Consider the following 22,916-nt stretch of genomic DNA (forward strand, 5'->3'; position numbering starts at 1 on the left):
ATTTTTTTATGTCATTTGATGCAGTATTACTGCATTTGATTCGCATTGCAGTTATACTTTTCATTTTATCTGCAATAGCTGTTTCTGCTACAACTTTATTTTTAAGTTGGAGAAGGCATCTAAGTGAGTATCGAAGAAAAGTGCTTCGTCTGAAATATGAAGATGTCATTTTTGGCTTATTGCATCATAGAGATATGACCGAGATTGGTAATATCAAGAAAAAGCTAGGCAATATAGAAAAATGGACATTTATCGGCATATTAAATGATCTGAGCAGATATTTCATGTACAAGGATCAAGAAAAAATCAGGCAGATAGCTGCTGTATATGATTTGGAATCGTACATGTTAAAGAATATAAGGTGGAGACATTTTGTGTATAGTACCAGAGCTTTGAAAGTATTGGTAAACATTGGATGCACTCAGAAGTCGTATCCGATATTACTGAAGCTTAGTGAAAGTAAAAATGCTGTCACCAGATTATATGCAACTCAAAATCTGATTCTTTATGGAACCTTTGATATTGAAAAAGATTTCGTAAACTACAAATTTTACCTTTCTCTTTGGGAACAGATGAGTTACTTTTATCTATTCAAATATAAGCTGAAGGAGGTGCCGAATTTTTCAATATTCTTATATTCATCAAATACTTCAATAATACTATTTGGATTAAGAATGATGAGATTGTTTCGTCTGCCTCTGGATATTAGTAGTGAATTTCAAGAAGAATTGATGAATAAAAACGCTCAAATTCAGATGGAGTTATGTAGATTGTTAGCTGTTAATAATAAAAGTATAACTGACAAAAAAGCATTATTTACGAAAATTGGTTTATATAGCATTGAGGATATGTTATCCAATTACTCTAGACTTGACTATATTACAACTGATACAATGCTTGATATTTATTATCATACCGATAATTTAAGTATTAAGAAACATATTCTGATTTGTATTTACGATTACGTCGTTGGAGGTAAAAGTGATATAAAATACTTCGCATCCCAATATGAAACTGGGGATTTAAATGAAATGTGTAGAAATTTAATTCAAGAGAAAAATGGAAAGTAATTTTTATATAGGATTTTGGCAAATTATAAATATGCTGTTTCTTACATATTCAATGGCCATCGTGATAATTTATACAGGAATGTCTTTGGTTTCAATTTTTCATCTGTTTCATTATAAAACAAGAAATGTTGATATTAATTATGACTTCCTGCTTGCGGCGGCGGATGCTGCACCGAGTGTAAGCGTAATTGCATCTGCATATAATGAGTCAGCAACGATTATCCCTTGTGTGAGAGCGTTGCTTAATTTAAGATACTCTAATTATGATGTGATTGTGGTTAATGATGGAAGTACAGATGACACTCTTGAAAAATTGAAAAAAGAGTTTCAACTAGAAAAACAAAGTTATATTATAAATTATAAAATCAAAACAAAAAAAGTTCGTGGAATTTATCGTTCTGAAAATAGTATTTTCAGAAATCTGATTGTTGTGGATAAAGAAAATGGAGGTAAAGCTGATGCCATGAATTGTGGAATAAATATTTCATATAAGTTTTATGTTGTTTGTGTTGATGTAGATTCCATCTTAGAGCGTGATTCTTTGTTGAAATTAGTAAAAGCCATTATTGAAAAAAAGGATGGGAATGTAATTGGAGTTGGAGCATCAGTACATGTAGCTAATGGTTGCAAGTTTGAAAACGGAAGTATTAGGGAGCAACTTGTTCCTAAGAGATATTTTGCAGGTATGCAAGTTGTTGAATATTTGCGTGCTTTCTTAATAGGTAGAATTTCTTTGGGACAAACAAGAAGCCTCTTACTTATATCAGGAGCATTGGGAATTTTTAAGAAAGAGGCAATGTTAAAAATAGGTGGATATCTGACGTCTACAATCGGGGAAGATATGGAGCTAGTCACGCATATACAGGAATACCATTATGATAAAAAAATACCTCATTTGGTATTGTATATTCCTGATCCTTTGCTTTGGACGGAAGTTCCTGAGACTCTTCTGTCTCTGGGACGTCAACGGACACGTTGGACACGTGGATTGATTGATACGTTGAAGTTACACAAAAGAATGTTTTTAAATCCAAAATACAGGTCAACAGGTTTATTAGGCTACACTTATTTCTTTTTCTTTGAATGGATGGCTGCTATTGTAGAAATGATAGGTTATATTTATTTCATAATAGCTCTCTGTTTAGGATTGACTATATGGAAAACATTCTTCTTGTTGTTTGTTTTTATGTATTTATTTGGCACTACATTTTCATTTCTTGGTGTTTTTATTAATGAAACTAGTTTTCATGTATATAATAAAACTAAAGATGTAATGAGATTGATTTTTTATTCATTGTTTGAAGCATTCATCTATCATCCATGTATTGTATTTTGGTCGTTGAAAGGTAATTATATGTATCTAAGAGGTAATAAATCATGGGGGACAATGAAGAGAAAAGGATTTTAATATATTTATTGTTTCTAAAAACAATGAATATAGTACGGTATATGTAGATGTCGTTTTTTCAGATAAGAAATCAACGTTTTGCATAATTGATAGATGTTTAATCATTACGTTCTACTGGAAAAATGGATGGATAATTGGGATTACTGAAGGGATAGACGACCTTGTTAATATAATGTTTAGTTATTGTTATAATATTAAAGATGATGAGAAATGGATACCGAGAGTATCCCCCCTCATAAAGCCATTTATCTTCTTTATTAATTTTCGAATTAGAATATATAACTTCAATAGTTTGAACTCGTAATATAATGAATGATGTTTATTCTTGGGTGTCATTAATCAGAATCTTAGAGAGTAAGAATGTTCGTTAAATAAACAGTATATTTGCGACATGCTTAGTAATGCTAAGTTAGTCTAGAATATAAGTGTAAATTATGAATATGGAAGAGGAAAATCCTAGTCCTTTATTAATCTATATCGTGTGCACAGGTTTATTATAATAACAGTCATTCATAAATAATGAATGGCTGTTATTTTTTAGTTAGATGCTATTACTGTTCTTGTTTAGCCCATAATTCACCTTCTCCTTGATAGCCGTTTTGCAACCACATCTTATCGAATGCGTGTGAGAGATCTTTCCCTATTTCTGCGCCTAAACATTCAAAGGCTACGTTTCCATTGCCTTTGTCATGGCAAATCCACTCTTCGCCTTCACCTTGAACACCATCTTGTAACCATAGTTTTGCAAATGCATGTGAGAGATACTTACCTTTTTCTTTTCCAAGGCATGCTAATGCAACTCTGTTGTTAGGTCTAAGCTCTTTAATGAAGATTTCTCCATCTCCTTGAATTCCGTGTTGTAACCAAACTTTGTCCAACGCATGGCTAAGATATGCGCCAATTTCTGCTCCAAGGGCTTCTAAAGCAATAAATTCTTGTTTAGCCCACAGTTCACCTTCTCCTTGATAGCCATTTTGTAACCACATCTTGTTTAGGGCGTGTGATAAATATAATCCCGTTTCTGCGCCTAAACATTCAAAAGCAACGTTTCCATTTCCTTTGTCATGGCAAATCCATTCTTCTCCTTCACCTTGAACACCATCTTGTAACCATAGTTTTGCGAATGCGTGTGAGAGATACTTACCCTTTTCTGCACCGATGCATGCTAATGCAACTCTGCCGTTAGGTCTGTTTTCTTTAATGAAAACTTCACCATCACCTTGATTTCCTGTCTGCAACCAAACTTCGTTTTTTGCATGGCTTAAATACTTTCCACTCTCGCCACCAAGAGCTTCTAATGCAATTTTTGTCATAATTTAAGTTTTAGATTATTTAAAAAAATGGGGTGTTTCCCCTTCTCTTGTTTTTCTAAGTTTTAGTAATATAAATATTGTCTTTTTGCAAATATAATAAAAAATACATAACGTGGTATTTTAGGAATCGTTTTTTTTTTTGCAAAAAACAAGAATAACAAACTGGTTTCTTGAGTGAAACCTTAATCTTCGTGAATAAGTATCTTCTTGAATAACACTGTTTTAAAATAAATATTATATTTGTGAAATACTTAGTAATACTAATTGTGAATTAGAAATAATCGTAAATTTATAGGGACGAGGAAAGTCCTAGTCCTTTATTAATCTAAATCGTGTGCACAGATTTTATCTAAATTTCAAGATTATGAAAAAAGTTTTTAAAATTAACTGCGAAAATCGTGCAGGTTTTGTTCAAGAGTTTAAAGTAAAATGGCATGGCGGTGAGAGTGGATGGAGTGATAGATATCCTAATCCACAAACTAAATCAATTGATTTAAGAACACTTAATATTCCGGAAGGTGCTGAGGTCTGGATTGAAGTCAATGCCATACTAGGCAAAAAGAAAACTGCTGATGAGCATGTTGTCTATGATCCAAACTCTGATGATGCTGCACTCTATGAAACTACTGGCGCAACTTTGACTTATAAAATTAAGTTGATTAACTAACACTTTTATTTAGGAGTGTTTACAATTAGTTTGTCTAATGTGCACTAAGTTGCAAGTTTATTGTCAACACTCCTAATCTAATCTTTTATTTAGATTTGCCGAGAAGGTATAACGTGGTAACTTCGGGTGATGATAGACAATGTATTCTCAAATTCAACAGATGATGTTGCTATTTGAAGTATGTTATATTTTAAGATGTATAATTCAATTGAATTATCGTTTATGTGTATTTTATAGTTAACTATGGCAAAAAAATCCTTTTGGAAGTTTCTCTGGTTAATTATATCTAAAAATAAAGAAGGTAATAAAATAATGTCTATATTTGTATAACAATCTAGAGAGTTGTTTATAAAGTTACAGTGGATGATTTTTGAATCGAATGAATATTATGATTTTAGTAAACTATAGACTTAAATTAAATTCAATCCACATGAAATGACAATAGCTCTTACATATTGACTACAAATTTGATATAACATAAAAAAAAACGATTTATGAACTGTAAAAAAAACTATTTTCTGCCTGTAATAACAGCTATTCTGATTTTGTTATCATCATGTAGTGATGAAATTAATTCAGATATAATATATGATATTGCACCTATCAATTTTAATTTCAAGATAGTTAATAAAGACGGAAATAACATGTTGGACTCTAAAGGACCAGGGTATAATCCTAATTTTATAGCCAACACAAGTATTACAATCCAGTCAAAGACTTACAAACTAGGCGTGGATGCCCAAACAGTACTTACACCAAGTACTCGTGCTTATTATGCGCCTTTTAAAGGTATGATGATTGGGGTTGACAACGGTGAGACATATGCTGTAATAGGTCCATTCATGGGAAACTATAACTGGGATAATGAAAAGGTAATTATTAATTGGGGAGACAATAGTACAGACATACTGACGTTCTCGTCATTTGTTCATTACAAGAAAAGTGGAGAACCTTACTTTGATCGATCTTATATTTTGAACAATTCAGGTTCTTCAACTGTATTTGACACGGCAGGATATATTACTCTTGAGAAATAATAGAATACTTTCCAAAAGTAGTCTATTTTCTCAATGATATAAGAGTAACCCGTTGGAGGGATTAAATGAATGTGCATTTAATTCCGTCAACGGATTAGATTATTGATAATGATTATCAATTCTTATTATGAACAATATTTAGAGTGGGGGATAATATTCTAGAATGTCATTCCCACTTTTAATGCGATTGAACCGTGGCTGAGGCTTTCTTGAAATTCAGTCTTCATATATTGATTTTCAAATTGCTTCAGTCTTTCAAACTCCTGAAGTTCGTAACCAACAGCAAATAACACCTTATTCTTTTTGAAGGCCGACCATTCAACACCAATTGTCGGGCTGAAATAAAAGCCTCCGTTAGTGTTATTTTGTGGAGCGAAACTATATCCACATCCACATTCGGCGTACGGAGTGAATTTGTGAGGTGCTGAAAGTTTGTATTTCACATCTGCATATAGTGGTATCAAAGTTTTCTCGTATACAGAAACACCTGTGCCTACTCCTGCTGAAAATCTGTTGCTGATATTGTAATAACCAATCACGTGAAGAGTGACAGGAGTACGGGCTGGAGTACTCATTGCAAGTCCTGTTCCTAGATATCCAGAAAAAGAAATTTTGCTTTCTTCTTGGGCATTAACAGTCATCATACCTGTTAGCATGATGCTAAGAAATAGAATTATTTTTTTCATTGTACAGTTACTGTTATTTGTTTTACAATTTTCAGAGCAGTTGTAATTCCGCTCATATCTTTATATATTGTTCCTGAAGTTCCGTCAGGACTGCTATGCCCAATCAATTGTGCATTAAATGTTTTCTGTCCTGTCGTTAAATCTACCATAGCCTCGTATACAAGTGCAGGTTGTCCGCTGCCTTCTTTTCCTCCAGAATAATTAGGGTCACCTTCTTTAGCATTCTTTGGATAGCTATCGTTAAAGTCGATAGAGTGATTAAGTTCTACCATGACAATGAATTTCTTAAGATTACTGTTTGGTGTAATCTTCACGTCAAATCCCCTACGTGGTGTGGCTCCCGACATTGCATCAGTAAGTGGTTGATCTTTTGTAGGTAGATACAGACCGTCTGCATATTTCACGCCTCTTGCATAACACCAACATGGAAGTGCTTCTTTTCGGCGGTTGCCTTTCGCATTCTGCCAAGCCTGATGGGCAATCTTATAAGATGCATACACTGTTGTGAGATAGTTGCCATCAGGGTCTTCAATCCATATTGCAACCTGTGGAGGATTCTTTTTGTTTATGCCAAGAAAGAGTGGAAAATCGTGAAGCCAGTTGTCACCCTCTACAATCTTTACCTTAATGTCGCCCTGACTGTATTCTACTAAGTCCTTGTTGCACGACCAGAAACTGCTTATCAATAGCAGCAAGCTAGAAATTAATACCATCTTTTTCATATCAAAGTTTAATTGTTATTTAATTGTTACCAAATGGGAACATGGATGAACGTAATAGTTCAAAGTATGTTTCAACATTTTTAAAAAAGAATTTGATTTTATTTAAGTGAATTAAAAGTATTGTCAATAATCATGTCTATTGCATCAGTAATCTGTTTCCATCCTGTTTCCTGATCAATTTTAATACCATTATATATATTGCAATTATCTTCAAGCATAGCTAAATATGTTATTGATGATGTTATTATTGTAGCTATAGCAGCAAGACTCTTTTGTTGGCACATCATTATTTCAGCTATGTTCGCAATTATATTGTTACCAGCTACTTCGCGCTGCCGTCTCACCACTTCAATAATATTATTATTGCTTGACAGTTCCCAACGATATAAGCGTCTGAGCACAGAGTTAGTTCTTAATTGCATTATCATTTTATGAAACACGCTTTTAAGAAAAGCAGGTATACCTTCTTTTTCAGGAAACTTATTTGGGAAGTTAAGCCAAAAATCGTTCTTACGTATGTAGGCAGTAAGGAGCCCGTCAATAGAACCAAAGTATCGATATATCAATATCTTTGATACTTCAGACTTAGCGGCAACAGCATTGATACCGATTTTTTCGAATCCGTTTTCTTCAATCATCTGTCCGATGGCCACAATCAATTTGTTTTCTGTAGCCTCTCTATCGCGTTCCGTATTTACTGTTTTATTCATATAAATAGTTATGTTACCAATCGGGAACAAAAGTAATTTGTTTTAATGTAACTTCCAAATAAGTCTCAATAAATTTATATTTTATTATAGATTTGTGTTTATCACAAACTCATGATAGATAAGATTAACATTAGCGATAGATAAAATAAATCAAATATATTTTGATTTATATTTAACTTGCACTATCTTTACAACCAATTAACATAGTCAGCATTAGGAAAAAGCAAAATTAAAACGTGTTTTTATTTTGTATTTCCACTGATTTGCTCTATCGTCGTTGAAGATCTATTTAAATTAAAAATACAATTATGGCAAAAGTAAATTTTCAAGGAAGCCCAGTAGAATTGACTGGTGAACTTCCAAAAGTAGGAGAAAAAGCACCAAAGTTTGGTGGAGTTAAAGCAGATTTGAGCGTTGCTCATATTGGTGATTTTATTGGTAAAAAGGTTGTGCTCAACTTTTTCCCAAGTCTTGATACACCTGTTTGTGCTAACTCTGTAAGACGTTTTAATAAAGAGGCATCTTCTTTACCAAACACAGTTGTTCTGTGTGTTAGTAAGGACTTACCATTTGCACAGTCTCGTTTCTGCACAACAGAGGGCTTGGAAAATGTAGTATCACTTTCAGCATTCCGCTGCAACAGTCTAGAAGATAACTATGGTCTTGGTATTACTGAAGGTCCTTTGAAAGGTCTTTTGGCTCGTGCAGTTGTCGTTGTTAACGAGGAAGGAAAAATTATCTACGAAGAATTAGTTAATGAAATAACTAATGAACCTAACTATGAAGCTGCTTTGGCTGCTTTAAAATAAAATTAGTTAGTTCTTAAATTGACACGAGAGAGGTTGATCATTATATTTAATGTTTTTCCTCTCTCGTGTTGTTTGTGAACCTTTATTTTTCTGCTTTGCAACATAATTTGATACGTTTTTCAGTTATAGAATTGGAAAAGTGGAAAAAAAATATTTAATTTGCATCTATGAAAGTTATACACATCTTGACTTCAGTTTGGCGATTCTATCGCGATGGCTTCCGTAACATGACGTGGGGGCGGACTCTATGGCTCGTGATAATTATCAAATTGTTTATCATATTCGTTGTATTACGAATGTTTTTCTTTCATCCTGCACTTAGTGGCATGAGCGACAAGGAAAAACAAAATAAAGTGGGAGAAAACCTCATAGATAATATAAAATAGAATAAACCTAAAGAAAAATTTATAAAAGATAATCTATATGTTAGACACTTCACTAATCGACTGGTCGAGAGCACAATTTGCTTTGACGGCATGCTATCATTGGCTATTTGTTCCACTGACGCTAGGCTTAGCGATTATCATGGGAACAATGGAAACTCTTTATGTTATTAAAAAAGATGATTTCTGGAAACGTGCCGCACGATTCTGGATGAAGCTTTTTGGTATAAACTTCGCTATCGGCGTGGCAACGGGAATAATTCTGGAGTTCGAGTTCGGAACTAACTGGAGTAACTATTCATGGTTTGTCGGTGATATCTTTGGAGCGCCATTGGCTATAGAGGGTATTTTGGCTTTCTTCATGGAGGCGACGTTTATCGCGGTGATGTTTTTTGGTTGGAATAAAGTTAGCAAAAGTTTTCATCTGGCATCTACTTGGCTTACAGGTATAGGTGCTACACTGTCGGCATGGTGGATACTGGTTGCCAATGCTTGGATGCAACATCCTGTGGGAGTGGCATTTAATCCGGTAACAGTGCGCAATGAAATGACCGATTTTTCTGCTGTCGCTTTTTCTGCTGCACCGGCAATGAAATTCCTTCACACCGTAAGTAGCGGTTGGTTGACTGGATGTGTTTTTGTGATTGGAGTGAGCTGTTGGTTCCTGTTGAAAAGGCGCGAACAACCTATGGCAAAGGCAAGTATAAAGGTGGCTGCGATAATCGGATTATTCTCTGCCCTGTTCGTTATGTTTACTGGCGACCAATCAGGCTTACAGATGGCGAAAAACCAACCTATGAAACTGGCTACTGCTGAGGGACTGATGGAGGGAGGAAAGGATGTGCCTTTTTCTCTGGTGCCAGGTTTGAAAATTCCAGGTATGCTTTCTGTTCTCGCCACACATGATACAAATGGTTACGTGCCAGGTATTAATGATTTAATTAATGGATACACTGATCCTGTAACTGGCGAGAAACATTTGTCAGCAGATGAAAAAATGGTTAAAGGAAGGTTGGCTTTGAATGCTTTCAGAGATTTCAAGAAATATGAAAAGACTGATCAGACAAAAAAAGATTCAGCTCAGTTAGTACTGAACAAAAACATGAAGTATTTTGGTTATGGATACATCAAAGATAAACATGAACTGATACCGGAGTTTAACTTTAATTTAATCTACTGGGCTTTCCGTATTATGGTTGGTATTGGTATTTTACTCATATTAGTTATGGCTTCGATGTTATGGTATGGCTACAAAGACAAATTAGAAAATAATCGCTGGTTGCTGTATACTGCAATTTGCTCAATACCTTTGGTGTGGATAGCAGGGCAGTGTGGTTGGATTCTGACGGAAGTTGGTCGCCAGCCTTGGGCGATACAGGATATGTTACCATTGTCTGCTGCTGTTTCTGGTGTAGAAAGTAGCTCGGTAATCATTACATTCTTCCTGTTCTTATTACTGTTTACAGCTTTGCTTGTTGCGGAATTGACAATCTTATTGAAAGCCATTCGTAAAGGACCAGAGCCTATTGTTGAATCAAAATAAAAATGTTGCCTTATGATAACTTATGAATTTCTGCAACAATATTGGTGGTTCGTAATTTCGCTATTGGCGGGATTGCTAGTGTTTTTGATGTTTGTGCAAGGTGCAAACTCTCTAATCTTCGCTGTTGGAAGAACGGAAGAGGAGAAGAAGCTGATTGTAAATTCCACAGGTCGTAAATGGGAATTTACTTTTACCACCTTGGTAACATTCGGTGGCGCTTTCTTCGCATCATTCCCATTGTTTTATAGCACAAGTTTTGGCGGTGCTTATTGGGTGTGGATGTTAATCTTGGTTAGTTTTGTATTACAGGCTGTGTCTTATGAATTTCAATCCAAACCAGGAAACATTTTCGGATCGAAAGTATATCGTCGTTTCCTCGTTTTTAATGGTGTCTTCGGACCGTTCTTGATAGGTGTAGCTGTAGCTACATTCTTCGACGGGTCAAACTTCATCGTAAACAAGGCATCAATGGGACTGCTTGACAATAACACAATCAGTTATTGGGCGAATGCTTCTCATGGACTTGACGCATTGCTTGATCCATGGAATTTGATATTTGGATTTGCAGTGATGTTCCTCGCTCGTATGGAAGGATCATTGTATATGATCAATAATATCAACGACAAAGAATTAAATGGTAAGTTGCGCTTGCAGCTCTTGCGTGACACTGTTCCTTTTTTGATACTATTCCTTGCATTTTTGGAACATATATTAGTTAAAGACGGTTATGGTGTTAATGCTGCCGGAGTGGTTAGCATGGTGCCGTATAAGTATGCCTTAAACTTGTTGCACATGCCCGTGGTAGGTGCAATGTTCCTTATCGGAGTGGTATTGGTATTATACGGTACGATTCGCAGCCTTATATCGAAGAAATATATGCGTGGCATCTGGCCTGTAGGAATAGGTACCACTCTGACAGTGATAGCATTGTTCCTTGTTGTAGGTTACAACAATACGGCCTATTATCCTTCCAATGCAGACTTGCAAAGTTCGCTTTATTTGAGCAATAGTTGTTCTAGTTATTTCACGTTGCAGGTTATGTCTGTAGTCTCAATACTTGTACCTTTCGTGTTGGCATATATTATTTATGCATGGCATGCTATTGATAAAAGATCTTTGACAAAAGATGAGTTGAAAGAAGACGGACAACTATACTAGAATTGAAACTAGACAGTGGTAAGTTTTTTTAAATACGGAATTTTTTGATTAATGTTATAGGTTCTTATTCACTTTTGGTGATGTCAATCTGTTTTATAAAAGTTCTCACATAAATGTTGTGGTGAAGCAATAAATTGATATTACAAAAAGTGGCTAAGAACCATTTTAAATTAGGTTATAAGCCATAAAGATGTGAAAGTAGAACCTTTATACCTATAAAAATAAGGATAATACCTCCCAGTAGTTCTGGTTTTAATTTCTTAGCGATAGGTTTGCCAAATCTTACCCCCAGTAATACGCCTGTTATAGACATTACAAACGAGACAAAGCCTATTATCAATAGTGGACATACAAGCATTTTAATATTTGAGAAGCCTGTGCAGGCGAAAGATATGCCAACAGCAAGAGCGTCTATACTTGTGGCAATGGCGAGAACAACTTGCGTTTTAAGTTTGCGTGGTTTTATTTTCTTTTCTTCTTCTGGGAGAAAAGATTCTCTTATCATTCTGCCACCCAAAACGGTGAGTAAGCCGAATGCAATCCAGTGGTCTATATTCTCAAGATATGATGTAAATGTACTCACTCCAAACCAACCTATCAATGGCATTGCAGCTTGAAAGAGACCAAAGAGAAAAGCCATTCTTATTATCATTTTCCCTATATGTTTCTTCACGATGATGCCACTTGCTATAGATACAGCGAAACAGTCCATGGCTAGTGCCAATGCTAAAAACCAAATATCGAGTTGATTCATTTATTCTTATATTTTATTGCAATATTATTGTCCTGAAATAATCCCTTAATACACCTTTGTAGCGATTCTGACTGTCAGCGCAAAGTATGATGACTTGACGACCATCAGACAATTTAGGCCCTAGGCACATACCTTCGTAGTTGGCAAAGTTGAAACTCGTCAGTTGTAAAGATGTGCGCCAAAAACATACAAGATGTTTGGTTGGATTACCTGGAACGATACGGAATATGCGGTTTATAACCCAACTGCCCAATTTCATAGGAGTTATATACAATTCACGCTCGAGAACAAGTAGGGTAGAATCGTTGAGTGAAAGTAGTTCGGAAACGCCATAGGCGTGTCTATCTTGTGGAGTGTCGGCAGGCTTTAAAGGCTTTTCTATGAAATATGGAAATTCTTTTTCTACGGTCAGGTCTGTATTCAACTGTTTTAGGCGTAACATTCTACAACTGTCACCTATAAGTGGTGACTCGTTGATGGTAAACAGTTTGTCACGAATCTTATCATAAGTAAGACTCTCTATGCTTCTGTTTGGGCTGCAATGTTTCTTATAATCAGTAATCTCTGCAGAGCGAATAATATTTTTTGAATTAACATCATATTCTATGATATTAGATGGTTCTTCGTTGCCAACATATATACGATGTGTCTCAGGATTGAAAGTTATCGCTTCCTCATCAAGATTACTTCCATTTAGATTAATAAAATCCTTGTTTGTTATATTTGTTATTTCGCCGTTGTTATTGATTTCTATATGGAAAATATAATACCCCTCATTGTTGCCCTTATCTGAAACAACAGCATAGTCGTCATTGCCTATATTGGCAATGCCACTGTAGTTGCCAGGAGGTATGGCTGAAAAATAATGTTGTGGCATAATACTAACTGAATCATAATCCTTCAATCTTTTTTGCCCCTGTATAGAAAGACTCAGTAAGATTATTATACCGAATAGAATATTTTTTTTCATATTCAATCAATTGTTGCCTTCTTTATGTTGTCCTTACAGAAGAAACGGTGCAAAGTTAATAAAAAAATCCAGATATGAACTGTTTGAATTTGTATTTTATGTATTTGAAATATTAAAATTCATGTCATGGTGCAATATATAATTATAATAGGCGTTATTATACTGATTTTCAATTTATATACTACAAACGTAAACTTCCAATTAGGGTTAATTATGATTAAATCTTATATATAAGATGTTGATATATCAAAAAAAATCATTACCTTTGCAAGCCTTTTAATAAGGTGTGAATACGGATATTGCTGATAATCAGGAAGTTAAGAAAAAGAAATAGGTAAAAGGATGAGACAACTTAAAATTCAGAAGAGTATTACAAACCGTTCAAGCGAAGCCTTGGATAAGTATCTCGTAGAAATTGGACGTGCACCACTTATCTCCATTGATGAGGAGATAGATCTTGCGCAGAAAATCAGAAAGGGAGGCGTTGAAGGAGGACGCGCCAAAGAGAAACTTGTTACAGCCAACTTGCGATTTGTTGTTTCTGTTGCAAAACAGTATCAACATCAAGGACTTTCACTTACTGACCTTATAGATGAGGGCAATATCGGTCTTGTGAAAGCAGCTGAGAAGTTTGATGAAACTCGTGGATTTAAGTTCATTTCTTATGCCGTATGGTGGATTCGTCAAAGTATTCTACAGGCTATCGCAGAGCAGAGTCGTATTGTTCGTTTACCATTGAATCAGGTTGGTTCATTAAATAAAATCAATCGTGAAATCAATAAGTTTGAACAAGAGTTCCAGCGTAAGCCTTCACTTTCTGAACTTTCTACTGTAACTAAAATAGAGGAAGAAAAGATTGACCAAAGCCTTATGGCTGATAGTCATCATGTAAGTATAGATGCACCTTTCCAGGATGGTGAGGATAATAGTATGGTTGATATAATGGCTGGTGGCGATGATAGCCGTACAGACCGTCAGGTAGATCATGAATCAATGGCACTTGAACTTGAATCAGTATTGAAGAAGGTTCTTAAAGAACGCGAGATTACTATTATACGTGAATGTTTTGGAATTGGATGCCACGAAAAGGGACTTGAGGAAATTGGAGATCAGTTAGGACTTACTCGTGAGCGCGTCAGGCAGATTCGTGAGAAGAGCATTGCTAAGTTGCGTGATAGTGGTTATGCAAAGATCTTAATGAAATATCTTGGATAAGATATAAATATGATATGAAAGGTAAGAGAAGAGTAGTCTTCTCTTATTTTTTTTGAGGCTAATCATAAATAGAGTGTTGTCGAATAAAACAGAGAATAAAACAAACTAATATATAGAAACAAACTAATTAAGACACAATTATGATTATAGAAGACACAAATTCATTTCATGTAGTCGATGAAGGCTTCACAATGAAAGAAGCTATAATTGAGGCTAAGAAATGTTTGAATTGTAAGACCCCACTATGTAGAAAAGGGTGCCCGATAGGAAATAACATCCCTGATTTTATTCATGCTTTAAGTATGGGCAACATGGGGGATGCTATGAGCATTATTAATGAAAAAAGTAATCTTCCAGCTATTTGCGGTCGTGTATGTCCGCATGAAAAACAATGTCAGGGCCATTGCGTTCTAAACAAGAAAGGTGAACCTATACAAATAGGTAAATTGGAACAGTTTATCGCAGACTTTGATACAAACATGAATCTTATTCGTAGAAAACTGCCACAGAAAGATCGTGGAAAAATAGCTGTTATCGGTTCAGGACCTGCTGGATTAACAGTAGCTGGAGATTTGGCAAGACAAGGTTTTAACGTAACAATCTTTGAAGGACAGAGTGAACCCGGTGGTGTGTTGATGTATGGAATACCAGAGTACCGTTTGCCAAAGAAAGTAGTACGTGCCGAGATATCAAAGATAGAGGCATTGGGAGTATACTTTGAATGTAACACTCTTGTCGGCGAGAATGGAGTAAATGTAGACAGTCTGTTTAGGCTGGGGTATGATGCAATCTTCATGGGAACGGGAACTGCTGTTCCGCAGAATATGGACAGTACGCCAGGTGCAAAACTTCATGGAGTAAGTCAAAGTACGTATTTCCTTCATAATGTGAGCAGTTTTAATGAAGGAGCAATAGGTAGAAACATGGTACCTTTAAAAAATGGTGAAAAGGTAGGCGTTATTGGGTGTGGAAATGTAGCTATGGATGCAGCTCGTACAGCGATAAGGCTTGGAGCAGATGTAACAGTGCTATACCGCCGAACTCAGGAAGAAATGCCCGCCATAAATTCAGAATATAATGATGCGTTGAAAGAAGGCGTGAAGTTTGAATGGGAAACAAGCGTAGAAGAATTTATTCAAGGAAAGAATGGACGTCTTGCTGAATGCAGATTAAAGACTCCGCAAGGAGAACGTATAGAGAAATTCGACCGTATATATCTTGCTATCGGAAGTAGGCCTGCAAATAGAATAGTTAGTACTACAGCGGGAATTGAAGTTGATGAAAAAGGGTATGTGAAAGTTGTTGATAGACCTTGCGGAATGACCACTCGTAGAGGTGTTTTCGCGGGTGGAGATGTTGTACATCGTCCGCAGACGGTGGTGCTCGCAATGAAAGCCGCAAAGAACGTTGCTCAGGGCATAGCGCAGTATGTGGATGCCATGAAACTGCTTCAAGTTGCTAAAAAAGTTGAAGAAGATCACAACGCAGACAAATAAAACACAATTTTTTATCAATTTCGTGTTGTCTATCAGTAGTTTTTAGTAACTTTGCGGGCAAATATATTAATATATTCAAATAATGGCTGAAATAAAGACAATTAAGACCGCTTTGATCTCGGTCTTCCACAAGGATGGTTTAGATAAATTGCTAGCTAAACTTAATGAAGAAGGTGTTAAATTTCTGTCCACAGGCGGTACTCAGAAGTTCATCGAGTCACTGGGTTACGAATGTCAGACAGTAGAGAGTGTAACAACTTATCCGTCAATACTCGGAGGTCGTGTCAAGACTTTGCACCCTAAGGTGTTTGGTGGTATTCTTGCACGTCGTGAGAATGAAGGTGACATCGCTCAGATGAAGGAATATGATATCCCTTCTATTGATCTTGTTGTTGTTGATCTCTATCCTTTTGAGCAGACTGTAGCAAGTGGTGCTTCAGAAGCAGACATTATTGAAAAAATTGATATAGGTGGAATTTCTTTGATTCGTGCAGGAGCAAAGAATTTCAAGGATGTTGTAATCATTCCTAGTAAGGCAGAATACTCTGTTTTGCTGGATATTCTTAACAAGAAGGGTGCTAATACAGATATTGAAGATCGCAAGATGTTTGCAGAGCGTGCTTTTGGAGTGAGCAGTCATTATGATACAGCAATCCATAACTGGTTTGTTAAATAATAAAATAAATATGGGATTTTTTTCTTTTATTCAGGAAATAGCAATGGACCTCGGTACAGCTAATACTATCATCATCAGTGATGATAAGATTGTTGTAGATGAGCCATCAGTTGTTGCCCTAGACCGTCGCACGGACAAGATGATTGCCGTAGGTGCGAAGGCAAAGATGATGTATGAGAAGACTCACGATAACATACGTACAATACGTCCTTTGCGTGATGGTGTTATCGCAGACTTTACAGCTTGTGAACTGATGATGCGTGGACTTATTAAAATGGTTCATTCTGGCAGCCGCTTGTGGTCTCCTTCTCTTAGAATGGTTATCGGTGTACCTTCTGGTTCAACTGAAGTTGAGTTGCGTGCTGTACGTGACAGTGCCGAGCATGCTGATGGACGTGACGTCTATTTGATTTTCGAACCAATGGCAGCTGCTATCGGTATCGGTATCGACGTTGAGGCTCCTGAAGGTAACATGATTGTTGATATCGGCGGTGGTAGTACTGAAATTGCAGTAATATCTCTTGGTGGTATTGTCAGCAATAACTCTATTCGTACAGCCGGTGATGATCTTACAGCTGATATTCAGGAATATATGAGCCGTCAGCATAATGTAAAGGTAAGTGAGCGTATGGCTGAACGTATTAAGATTCATGTTGGTTCTGCTCTTACAGATCTTGGTGCAGAGGCTCCTGAGGACTTCGTAGTACATGGTCCTAACCGTATAACAGCACTTCCAATGGAAGTTCCTGTTTGCTATCAGGAAGTGGCTCATTGTCTTGATAAAACTATTGCAAAAATTGAAAATGCTGTTCTTTCAGCACTTGAAAATACACCTCCTGAACTTTATGCCGATATCGTAAAGAATGGTATCTATCTTAGTGGAGGTGGTGCTTTGTTGCGAGGCTTGGATAAGCGACTCACAGATAAAATTAATATACCATTCCACATTGCTGAAGATCCATTGCACAGTGTAGCAAAGGGTGCAGGCATTGCACTAAAGAATGTAGACAACTTCTCATTCCTAATGAGATAACATATAGATGTAAGGTGTTGATTGACTTGTATTCTCAAGTTGTCAACACCTAACATTTAACTCCAAATTCAGATATGCGTAACCTTCTTGATTTTCTGGCAAAATATAATCACTGGTTTATCTTTATTCTGTTAGAGGTGATAAGTTTTGTCCTTCTCTTCCAGTTTAACAGTTATCAGGGCAGTGTTTGGTTTTCTTCAGCCAATGCTGTTACGGGAAAGGTGTATGAGACAGAATCTGAAATTGGCTCGTATTTCAAGTTGTCAAAGGTTAACCAAGAGCTTACTCAACGTAACTTGTATCTTGAGCAGCGACTTAGAGAACTTCATCAGCAGATAGGTGATTCCATTGGTGATTCAATCATGGAAAACAGCCGAATCTTGAAAAGTTTACAGCCTTTTAGACTTATTCCTGCAAAGGTAATAACTAATTCTGTAGACAAGCATGATAACTTGATGACTATCAATAAAGGTGAGGCTGATGGTGTGAAAAAGGATATGGGAGTAGTTTCTGGAAATGGTGTCGTAGGTATCGTATATCTAACTTCCACACATTATTCTGTTGTTATTCCAGTACTTAATTCACAATCAAACATTAGTTGTGTCATTCAAGGACGTGGCTATTTCGGTTATCTTCACTGGACAGGTGGCGATGCTTCACAAGCTTATGTAGATGATGTGCCACGTCATGCTCATTTTAAGTTATATGATTATGTCGTGACAAGTGGATATTCTTCGGTATTCCCAGCAGGAGTAATGGTAGGAAGAATAAGACACGTTTATAATTCTGCCGATCAGATGTCGTATAGACTAAAGGTGATACTTTCGACTGATTTTGGAAAGTTGCGTGACGTATGTGTTGTAGACAACACTATCATGGCTGAACGCCTTCAAGTATTACGCGCTGCGCAGGATTCGATAAAAACAAAAGAAGAAAAATAACAGAATAGGAAAGTTATGAATGTTCAGTTGCTTAGAGGCTTTTTTGCCTTTGCCATATTATTGTTGGTACAGGTGACGGTGTTGAATCATATACATTTGTTCAATTGCGCCACACCGATGCTTTATGTATATATGGTGTTGCTCTTTCCACGCAATTATCCGCGTTGGGCTGAATTACTGTTATGCTTTATTATGGGACTACTTGTGGATGTATTCTCTGATACCCCAGGTGTATCTATGGCATCTATGACTTTTCTTGGACTCATACAACCAACTATGTTGAAAATGTTTTTGCAACGTGATAGCGCTGATGACTTAGCGCCGTCGATACGTAGTCTGGGAGCATATAAGTTTGGATATTATGCCATAATAATGGTTTTGATATATTGTGCCTCATTTTTCACTCTTGAGACATTTAATTTCTTCAATTGGCTACAATGGTTGGAATGTGTTTCAGGTAGCACTATCTTGTCTGCCATATTAATATTGGCGATAGAAAATTTCCGTTCAAAATGATTTTGTCATTTATGACGTTTTCTGGAATTTCCATTTAATTAAATTACTGTACGGTGAAGGATTTTAATCTTGAAAACAGACGTTTTGTCATTGGTGGAGTGGGTATAGCTATTGTGCTCATTTATACCATTCGTTTGTTTACTCTGCAATTGCTGAGTGATGACTACAAGAAAAATGCCGACAGTAATGCATTTCTAAAGAAAATAGAATACCCTTCGCGAGGTTCTGTATATGATCGCAATGGTAAGCTGATGGTTTATAACCAACCTGCTTATGATATTATGGTTGTGATGAATGAAGCTCGTGGGCATTTAGATACACTTGAGCTCTGTTCTGCTTTGGGAATGACCAAGGCTGAGTTTACAAAGCGTATGAGCGATATTAAGGATCGAAATAAGAATCCTGGTTATAGTCGTTTTACACAGCAGCTTTTTAAAAGTCAACTTTCTGATAAGGAATTTAGTGTCTTCCGTGAAAAAATGTTCCGTTTCCCTGGATTTTATGTCCAAAAACGTAGTATCAGACAGTATGAGTATCCTTATGCAGCCCATGTGTTGGGGGATGTAGGTGAGGTTTCTGATGCAGATATAGAGGAAGATGATTACTATCAGCCTGGTGACTATATTGGTAAACTAGGTGTTGAAAAGGCTTATGAGAAACAATTACGTGGCGAGAAAGGCGTTCAGATTCTCCTTCGTGATGCTCATGGGCGAATTCAGGGCAGTTATCAAAACGGAAAATTTGATAAAAGGCCAGTTGCAGGTAAGGATCTGACATTGAGTATTGATGTTAATTTACAAGCTCTTGCTGAAAGAATGTTACAAGGAAAGATTGGAAGTATCGTTGCGATTGAACCTTCTACAGGTGAAGTTCTTGCACTTGTATCTTCTCCTACTTACGATCCAAGGACACTCGTTGGTAGAATGAGAAGTAAGACACATAGAGCTTTGTCACGAAACGTCTGGAAGCCACTGTTGAACCGTGCTATAATGGGACAGTATCCTCCTGGCTCAACTTTCAAAACAACACAGGCACTTACATATCTAACAGAAGGTATAATAACACCGTCAACTATGTTCCCGTGTAATCATGGATTTTCTTATCATGGATTACATGTAGCATGTCATAGTCATCCGTCACCGCTAAATCTTATAGATGCAATAAGTACGTCATGTAACGGATATTTCTGTTGGGGTCTTTATCACATGATGAGCAATCGCATTAAATACAAAAATGTGAAGGATGCCATGAATATATGGAGAGACTACATGGTGAGCATGGGATTTGGTTACAAATTGGGCATAGACTTGCCTGGAGAAAAGCGTGGACTTATACCAAATGCAACATTCTACGATCGGGCTTATCATGGTTCATGGAATGGACTTACAGTGATTAGTATTGCAATAGGACAAGGTGAAGTAAATCTTACTCCTTTGCAGATTGCCAATTTGGGAGCTACGATTGCTAACCGTGGTTATTATTATGTACCTCATGTAGTGAGGAAAGTACAATATGAACCTCTAGATACAATTTATATGCGTCGTCATCGCACAATGGCAAATGAAAGGGCATATAGGGCTGTAATTGCAGGTATGCGATCATCGGCACTAAAAGGATCTAGTAAAGCTTTGGGACATCTTCCGTTTACAGTCTGTGGTAAGACAGGAACAGCACAAAATAGAGGGCAGGATCACTCTGTATTTATGGGTTTCGCGCCAATGAACAAACCTAAAATCGCTATTGCTGTATATGTTGAAAATGGTGGATTCGGAGCTGATTTTGCAGTTCCTATAGCAGGAGTTCTGTTTGAACAATATATAAATGGTAAACTATCACCGTCGGCTATGAAAGAGGCGGATGAATTACAGAAACGTAGAATTGCTTATGGCTCGCGTAACAGATAAACAACCTAGTGTACTTGGTTCACTTGACTGGTGGACTATCGGCATCTATATTGCATTACTGATCTTTGGATGGATCAGTGTGTGCGGTGCTAGCTATACATACGGAGATACTGATATATTCAGTCTTTCCACACGATCAGGTATGCAGATTGTATGGATAGGAACATCTCTGTTTCTTGGGCTAGTTATATTGTTGCTTGATGATAAGTTTTATGATACGTTCTCCTATGTCATATATGGTATATTCTTAGTATTACTGTTTCTAACTATATTTAATCCGCATGAGATAAAAGGCTCACGATCATGGCTCGTTTTAGGTCCGTTGCGTCTGCAACCAGCAGAATTTGCTAAGTTTGCCACGGCATTGGCGATATCCAAGCTCATGGGATCTTATGGTTTTAATATTCATCGCTGGAAAGATTTTACTGCAGCATCCGCCGTTGTTGTCTTGCCAATGTTGTTTATTATAGCCCAAAAGGAGACTGGATCAGCATTGGTTTATCTGTCTTTTTTCCTTATGTTCTATCGTGAGGGAATGCCGGGAAGCGTCTTGTTTACCGGTTTGGCTATGGTTATATATTTCGTGCTTGGAATAAAATACGAGAATGTAATGCTGTTTGATACGCAGACATCTGTTGGTAAGTTTATCGTGTTATTGCTTGTGCAGATATTTTCAGCAGTGCTTATTAATGTATATTGCAAGGACAAGAAGAAAATGCTGATAGTGCTGTATTCATGTTTGGGAGCTACTTTGATATGTTTCTTGTTCTCGGTATATGTAATTCCATCATTTAATATTGTATGGGTACAACTTATAATTTGTCTGGTTCTTATCGGATATCTTCTTTACAATTGGCTGCGTACTCACTTATCAAATTATTTTTATATATTAGCATTTACGATAGGTTCTATCGTGTTTTTCTATTCAGCCGACTATGTTCTCAATAATGTAATGGAGCCGCACCAGCGTGTACGTATCAATGTGTTGTTGGGACTTGACGAAGATATAAGTGGTGCTGGATATAATGTGCATCAAAGTGAAATAGCAATAGGCTCGGGCGGATTGCAAGGAAAAGGATTTCTTAATGGAACTCAAACTAAATTGAAATTTGTTCCAGAACAGGATACTGACTTTATTTTCTGCACGGTAGGTGAGGAAGAAGGATTTCTTGGTTCAGCAGGAGTACTATGCCTATTCCTTGCTTTGATATTAAGGTTAATGTATCTTTCAGAGAGGCAACCATTTGCATTCGGACGAATATACGGTTATTGCGTGTTGGGCATATTTCTGTTCCACGTCTTTATAAATGTAGGTATGGTGTTAGGATTGACACCGGTAATCGGAATTCCGTTACCTTTCTTTAGTTATGGAGGCTCCTCCTTGTGGGGATTCACGTTGCTACTGTTTATCTTCCTGCGAATAGATGCAGGAAGAAATCTAGTGCGTACTTAGTGAATATCCAATGTCGCTGATACCAGGAAGTATCTCGCGTTTCATATTATGTCTTATGCTTACAACCAAACTGTCACCTTTGTTAAGGCTAACTTTGTCTATGTCGAAATTGTATTGGTAGTAGCTTATCCCTAATCCTTTGCTATTACCGTTCTTGTCGATAAGCTGACAGTTTATGGTGTCACTTTTTGTGATGTGTGACGGATATATAGTTTGATCAACAATAAGTGTGAGTCCCATAAATGGATAAGAGCTATTAATTCTCAATCCTAGATTAGCAGCAAATACACCATTAATATTCATTTTAGGTACCTCGAATTTCAAAGTGTCATTCTTTTCCCATCCAGAAACAGGTGTATGCTGATATTTGTCATACACCTTATTTCCAGTACAGGAACTTATAACGGTCATTGCCATTATAATCAATACCGTAAAGATATTCTTTCTCATCT

Annotated in this window: 23 protein-coding genes; 16 read left to right on the forward strand and 7 right to left on the reverse strand. The window is 36.5% G+C overall.

The window, feature by feature from the left end:
* Nucleotides 1–8: 8 nt before the first annotated feature.
* Together prwr041_RS08500 and prwr041_RS08505 are read left to right on the forward strand one after the other, a co-directional pair.
* Entirely contained in the window at nucleotides 9–1,070 is a 1,062-nt protein-coding gene (locus tag prwr041_RS08500; protein WP_207153389.1) for a hypothetical protein, read from the forward strand.
* Nucleotides 1,060–2,478, forward strand: a complete 1,419-nt coding sequence (locus tag prwr041_RS08505; protein ID WP_207153390.1) for a glycosyltransferase family 2 protein — start codon at nucleotides 1,060–1,062, stop codon at nucleotides 2,476–2,478. The genes prwr041_RS08500 and prwr041_RS08505 overlap by 11 nt, the downstream gene beginning before the upstream one ends.
* Nucleotides 2,479–3,029: 551 nt before the next feature.
* Here prwr041_RS08505 and prwr041_RS08510 read toward each other — a convergent pair.
* The gene (locus tag prwr041_RS08510; RefSeq protein ID WP_207153391.1) at nucleotides 3,030–3,791 is read right to left on the reverse strand and encodes a hypothetical protein; all 762 of its coding nucleotides are present in this window, start codon (nucleotides 3,789–3,791) and stop codon (nucleotides 3,030–3,032) included.
* A 364-nt stretch (nucleotides 3,792–4,155) separates the two neighbouring features.
* Here prwr041_RS08510 and prwr041_RS08515 point away from each other — a divergent pair, with 364 nt between their 5' ends.
* Together prwr041_RS08515 and prwr041_RS08520 are read left to right on the forward strand one after the other, a co-directional pair.
* Nucleotides 4,156–4,458: a hypothetical protein gene (locus prwr041_RS08515; RefSeq protein WP_207153392.1), complete on the forward strand. Its 303-nt coding sequence runs from the start codon at nucleotides 4,156–4,158 to the stop codon at nucleotides 4,456–4,458.
* 494 nt (nucleotides 4,459–4,952) lie between these two features.
* Nucleotides 4,953–5,495: a hypothetical protein gene (locus prwr041_RS08520; RefSeq protein WP_207153393.1), complete on the forward strand. Its 543-nt coding sequence runs from the start codon at nucleotides 4,953–4,955 to the stop codon at nucleotides 5,493–5,495.
* Between the two features lie 158 nt (nucleotides 5,496–5,653).
* On the opposite strand, the gene prwr041_RS08525 is transcribed toward prwr041_RS08520, so the two are convergent.
* From prwr041_RS08525 to prwr041_RS08535, 3 genes are all read right to left on the reverse strand, one after another.
* A complete protein-coding gene (locus prwr041_RS08525) occupies nucleotides 5,654–6,181 on the reverse strand; it encodes a hypothetical protein (protein WP_207153394.1) in 528 nt (175 codons plus the stop codon).
* Nucleotides 6,178–6,903 (reverse strand): hypothetical protein, encoded by a 726-nt coding sequence (locus prwr041_RS08530; protein WP_207153395.1) that lies wholly within the window; start codon nucleotides 6,901–6,903, stop codon nucleotides 6,178–6,180. Before prwr041_RS08530 ends, prwr041_RS08525 begins: the two co-directional genes overlap by 4 nt.
* 98 nt (nucleotides 6,904–7,001) lie before the next feature.
* The gene (locus tag prwr041_RS08535; RefSeq protein ID WP_207153396.1) at nucleotides 7,002–7,613 is read right to left on the reverse strand and encodes a TetR/AcrR family transcriptional regulator; all 612 of its coding nucleotides are present in this window, start codon (nucleotides 7,611–7,613) and stop codon (nucleotides 7,002–7,004) included.
* 308 nt (nucleotides 7,614–7,921) lie between these two features.
* Between prwr041_RS08535 and tpx the strand changes: the two genes are divergently transcribed.
* The 4 genes from tpx to prwr041_RS08555 all read left to right on the forward strand — a co-directional run bounded on the left by tpx (nucleotide 7,922) and on the right by prwr041_RS08555 (nucleotide 11,506).
* The gene (gene tpx, locus prwr041_RS08540) at nucleotides 7,922–8,422 is read left to right on the forward strand and encodes a thiol peroxidase (RefSeq protein ID WP_207153397.1); all 501 of its coding nucleotides are present in this window, start codon (nucleotides 7,922–7,924) and stop codon (nucleotides 8,420–8,422) included.
* A gap of 227 nt (nucleotides 8,423–8,649) precedes the next feature.
* Nucleotides 8,650–8,808: a DUF4492 domain-containing protein gene (locus tag prwr041_RS08545; RefSeq protein WP_394370817.1), complete on the forward strand. Its 159-nt coding sequence runs from the start codon at nucleotides 8,650–8,652 to the stop codon at nucleotides 8,806–8,808.
* Nucleotides 8,809–8,845: 37 nt separating this feature from the next.
* The gene (locus tag prwr041_RS08550; RefSeq protein WP_394370790.1) at nucleotides 8,846–10,348 is read left to right on the forward strand and encodes a cytochrome ubiquinol oxidase subunit I; all 1,503 of its coding nucleotides are present in this window, start codon (nucleotides 8,846–8,848) and stop codon (nucleotides 10,346–10,348) included.
* Between the two features lie 15 nt (nucleotides 10,349–10,363).
* The gene (locus tag prwr041_RS08555; protein ID WP_207155627.1) at nucleotides 10,364–11,506 is read left to right on the forward strand and encodes a cytochrome d ubiquinol oxidase subunit II; all 1,143 of its coding nucleotides are present in this window, start codon (nucleotides 10,364–10,366) and stop codon (nucleotides 11,504–11,506) included.
* 175 nt (nucleotides 11,507–11,681) lie between these two features.
* Here the strand turns inward: prwr041_RS08555 and prwr041_RS08560 are convergent, their stop codons facing one another.
* Both prwr041_RS08560 and prwr041_RS08565 read right to left on the reverse strand, forming a co-directional pair.
* Nucleotides 11,682–12,260 carry a manganese efflux pump MntP gene (locus prwr041_RS08560; protein WP_207153399.1) on the reverse strand — a complete coding sequence of 193 codons (579 nt, stop codon included), beginning with the start codon at nucleotides 12,258–12,260 and terminating at the stop codon, nucleotides 11,682–11,684.
* Between the two features lie 13 nt (nucleotides 12,261–12,273).
* Entirely contained in the window at nucleotides 12,274–13,230 is a 957-nt protein-coding gene (locus prwr041_RS08565) for an esterase-like activity of phytase family protein (protein WP_237072184.1), read from the reverse strand.
* Between the two features lie 342 nt (nucleotides 13,231–13,572).
* On the opposite strand from prwr041_RS08565, the gene prwr041_RS08570 reads away from it, so the two are divergent.
* The 8 genes from prwr041_RS08570 to rodA all read left to right on the forward strand — a co-directional run bounded on the left by prwr041_RS08570 (nucleotide 13,573) and on the right by rodA (nucleotide 22,464).
* Nucleotides 13,573–14,445 (forward strand): sigma-70 family RNA polymerase sigma factor, encoded by an 873-nt coding sequence (locus prwr041_RS08570; protein WP_207153400.1) that lies wholly within the window; start codon nucleotides 13,573–13,575, stop codon nucleotides 14,443–14,445.
* A gap of 140 nt (nucleotides 14,446–14,585) precedes the next feature.
* A complete protein-coding gene (locus prwr041_RS08575; protein ID WP_207153401.1) occupies nucleotides 14,586–15,941 on the forward strand; it encodes an NAD(P)-dependent oxidoreductase in 1,356 nt (451 codons plus the stop codon).
* Nucleotides 15,942–16,023: 82 nt separating this feature from the next.
* Complete coding sequence (locus tag prwr041_RS08580; protein ID WP_207153402.1) at nucleotides 16,024–16,617, forward strand: IMP cyclohydrolase; 594 nt, start codon at nucleotides 16,024–16,026, stop codon at nucleotides 16,615–16,617.
* 10 nt (nucleotides 16,618–16,627) lie between these two features.
* Nucleotides 16,628–17,650, forward strand: coding sequence for a rod shape-determining protein (locus tag prwr041_RS08585; protein ID WP_207153403.1), 1,023 nt, complete (start codon nucleotides 16,628–16,630; stop codon nucleotides 17,648–17,650).
* 74 nt (nucleotides 17,651–17,724) lie between these two features.
* Nucleotides 17,725–18,591: a rod shape-determining protein MreC gene (gene mreC, locus prwr041_RS08590; protein ID WP_207153404.1), complete on the forward strand. Its 867-nt coding sequence runs from the start codon at nucleotides 17,725–17,727 to the stop codon at nucleotides 18,589–18,591.
* Nucleotides 18,592–18,606: 15 nt separating this feature from the next.
* Nucleotides 18,607–19,107 carry a rod shape-determining protein MreD gene (gene mreD / locus prwr041_RS08595; RefSeq protein WP_207153405.1) on the forward strand — a complete coding sequence of 167 codons (501 nt, stop codon included), beginning with the start codon at nucleotides 18,607–18,609 and terminating at the stop codon, nucleotides 19,105–19,107.
* Nucleotides 19,108–19,160: 53 nt separating this feature from the next.
* Nucleotides 19,161–21,011, forward strand: a complete 1,851-nt coding sequence (gene mrdA / locus prwr041_RS08600; RefSeq protein WP_207153406.1) for a penicillin-binding protein 2 — start codon at nucleotides 19,161–19,163, stop codon at nucleotides 21,009–21,011.
* Nucleotides 20,992–22,464, forward strand: a complete 1,473-nt coding sequence (gene rodA / locus prwr041_RS08605; protein WP_207155629.1) for a rod shape-determining protein RodA — start codon at nucleotides 20,992–20,994, stop codon at nucleotides 22,462–22,464. The genes mrdA and rodA overlap by 20 nt, the downstream gene beginning before the upstream one ends.
* Here rodA and prwr041_RS08610 read toward each other — a convergent pair.
* Complete coding sequence (locus prwr041_RS08610) at nucleotides 22,450–22,914, reverse strand: gliding motility lipoprotein GldH (RefSeq protein ID WP_207153407.1); 465 nt, start codon at nucleotides 22,912–22,914, stop codon at nucleotides 22,450–22,452. The two genes, rodA and prwr041_RS08610, sit on opposite strands and share 15 nt — an antisense overlap.
* Nucleotides 22,915–22,916 lie beyond the last annotated feature (2 nt).

This window comes from Prevotella herbatica, assembly GCF_017347605.1.
GTDB lineage: Bacteria > Bacteroidota > Bacteroidia > Bacteroidales > Bacteroidaceae > Prevotella > Prevotella herbatica.

What these genes read in the sequence shown, in the direction of transcription:
- prwr041_RS08500 (WP_207153389.1), top strand. Translation starts at nt 9, where the DNA reads ATGTCATTTGATGCAGTATTACTGCATTTGATTCGCATTGCAGTTATA.
- prwr041_RS08505 (WP_207153390.1), top strand. Translation starts at nt 1,060, where the DNA reads ATGGAAAGTAATTTTTATATAGGATTTTGGCAAATTATAAATATGCTG.
- prwr041_RS08510 (WP_207153391.1), bottom strand. Translation starts at nt 3,791, where the DNA reads ATGACAAAAATTGCATTAGAAGCTCTTGGTGGCGAGAGTGGAAAGTAT.
- prwr041_RS08515 (WP_207153392.1), top strand. Translation starts at nt 4,156, where the DNA reads ATGAAAAAAGTTTTTAAAATTAACTGCGAAAATCGTGCAGGTTTTGTT.
- prwr041_RS08520 (WP_207153393.1), top strand. Translation starts at nt 4,953, where the DNA reads ATGAACTGTAAAAAAAACTATTTTCTGCCTGTAATAACAGCTATTCTG.
- prwr041_RS08525 (WP_207153394.1), bottom strand. Translation starts at nt 6,181, where the DNA reads ATGAAAAAAATAATTCTATTTCTTAGCATCATGCTAACAGGTATGATG.
- prwr041_RS08530 (WP_207153395.1), bottom strand. Translation starts at nt 6,903, where the DNA reads ATGAAAAAGATGGTATTAATTTCTAGCTTGCTGCTATTGATAAGCAGT.
- prwr041_RS08535 (WP_207153396.1), bottom strand. Translation starts at nt 7,613, where the DNA reads ATGAATAAAACAGTAAATACGGAACGCGATAGAGAGGCTACAGAAAAC.
- tpx (WP_207153397.1), top strand. Translation starts at nt 7,922, where the DNA reads ATGGCAAAAGTAAATTTTCAAGGAAGCCCAGTAGAATTGACTGGTGAA.
- prwr041_RS08545 (WP_394370817.1), top strand. Translation starts at nt 8,650, where the DNA reads ATGACGTGGGGGCGGACTCTATGGCTCGTGATAATTATCAAATTGTTT.
- prwr041_RS08550 (WP_394370790.1), top strand. Translation starts at nt 8,846, where the DNA reads ATGTTAGACACTTCACTAATCGACTGGTCGAGAGCACAATTTGCTTTG.
- prwr041_RS08560 (WP_207153399.1), bottom strand. Translation starts at nt 12,260, where the DNA reads ATGAATCAACTCGATATTTGGTTTTTAGCATTGGCACTAGCCATGGAC.
- prwr041_RS08565 (WP_237072184.1), bottom strand. Translation starts at nt 13,230, where the DNA reads ATGAAAAAAAATATTCTATTCGGTATAATAATCTTACTGAGTCTTTCT.
- prwr041_RS08570 (WP_207153400.1), top strand. Translation starts at nt 13,573, where the DNA reads ATGAGACAACTTAAAATTCAGAAGAGTATTACAAACCGTTCAAGCGAA.
- prwr041_RS08575 (WP_207153401.1), top strand. Translation starts at nt 14,586, where the DNA reads ATGATTATAGAAGACACAAATTCATTTCATGTAGTCGATGAAGGCTTC.
- prwr041_RS08580 (WP_207153402.1), top strand. Translation starts at nt 16,024, where the DNA reads ATGGCTGAAATAAAGACAATTAAGACCGCTTTGATCTCGGTCTTCCAC.
- prwr041_RS08585 (WP_207153403.1), top strand. Translation starts at nt 16,628, where the DNA reads ATGGGATTTTTTTCTTTTATTCAGGAAATAGCAATGGACCTCGGTACA.
- mreC (WP_207153404.1), top strand. Translation starts at nt 17,725, where the DNA reads ATGCGTAACCTTCTTGATTTTCTGGCAAAATATAATCACTGGTTTATC.
- mreD (WP_207153405.1), top strand. Translation starts at nt 18,607, where the DNA reads ATGAATGTTCAGTTGCTTAGAGGCTTTTTTGCCTTTGCCATATTATTG.
- rodA (WP_207155629.1), top strand. Translation starts at nt 20,992, where the DNA reads ATGGCTCGCGTAACAGATAAACAACCTAGTGTACTTGGTTCACTTGAC.
- prwr041_RS08610 (WP_207153407.1), bottom strand. Translation starts at nt 22,914, where the DNA reads ATGAGAAAGAATATCTTTACGGTATTGATTATAATGGCAATGACCGTT.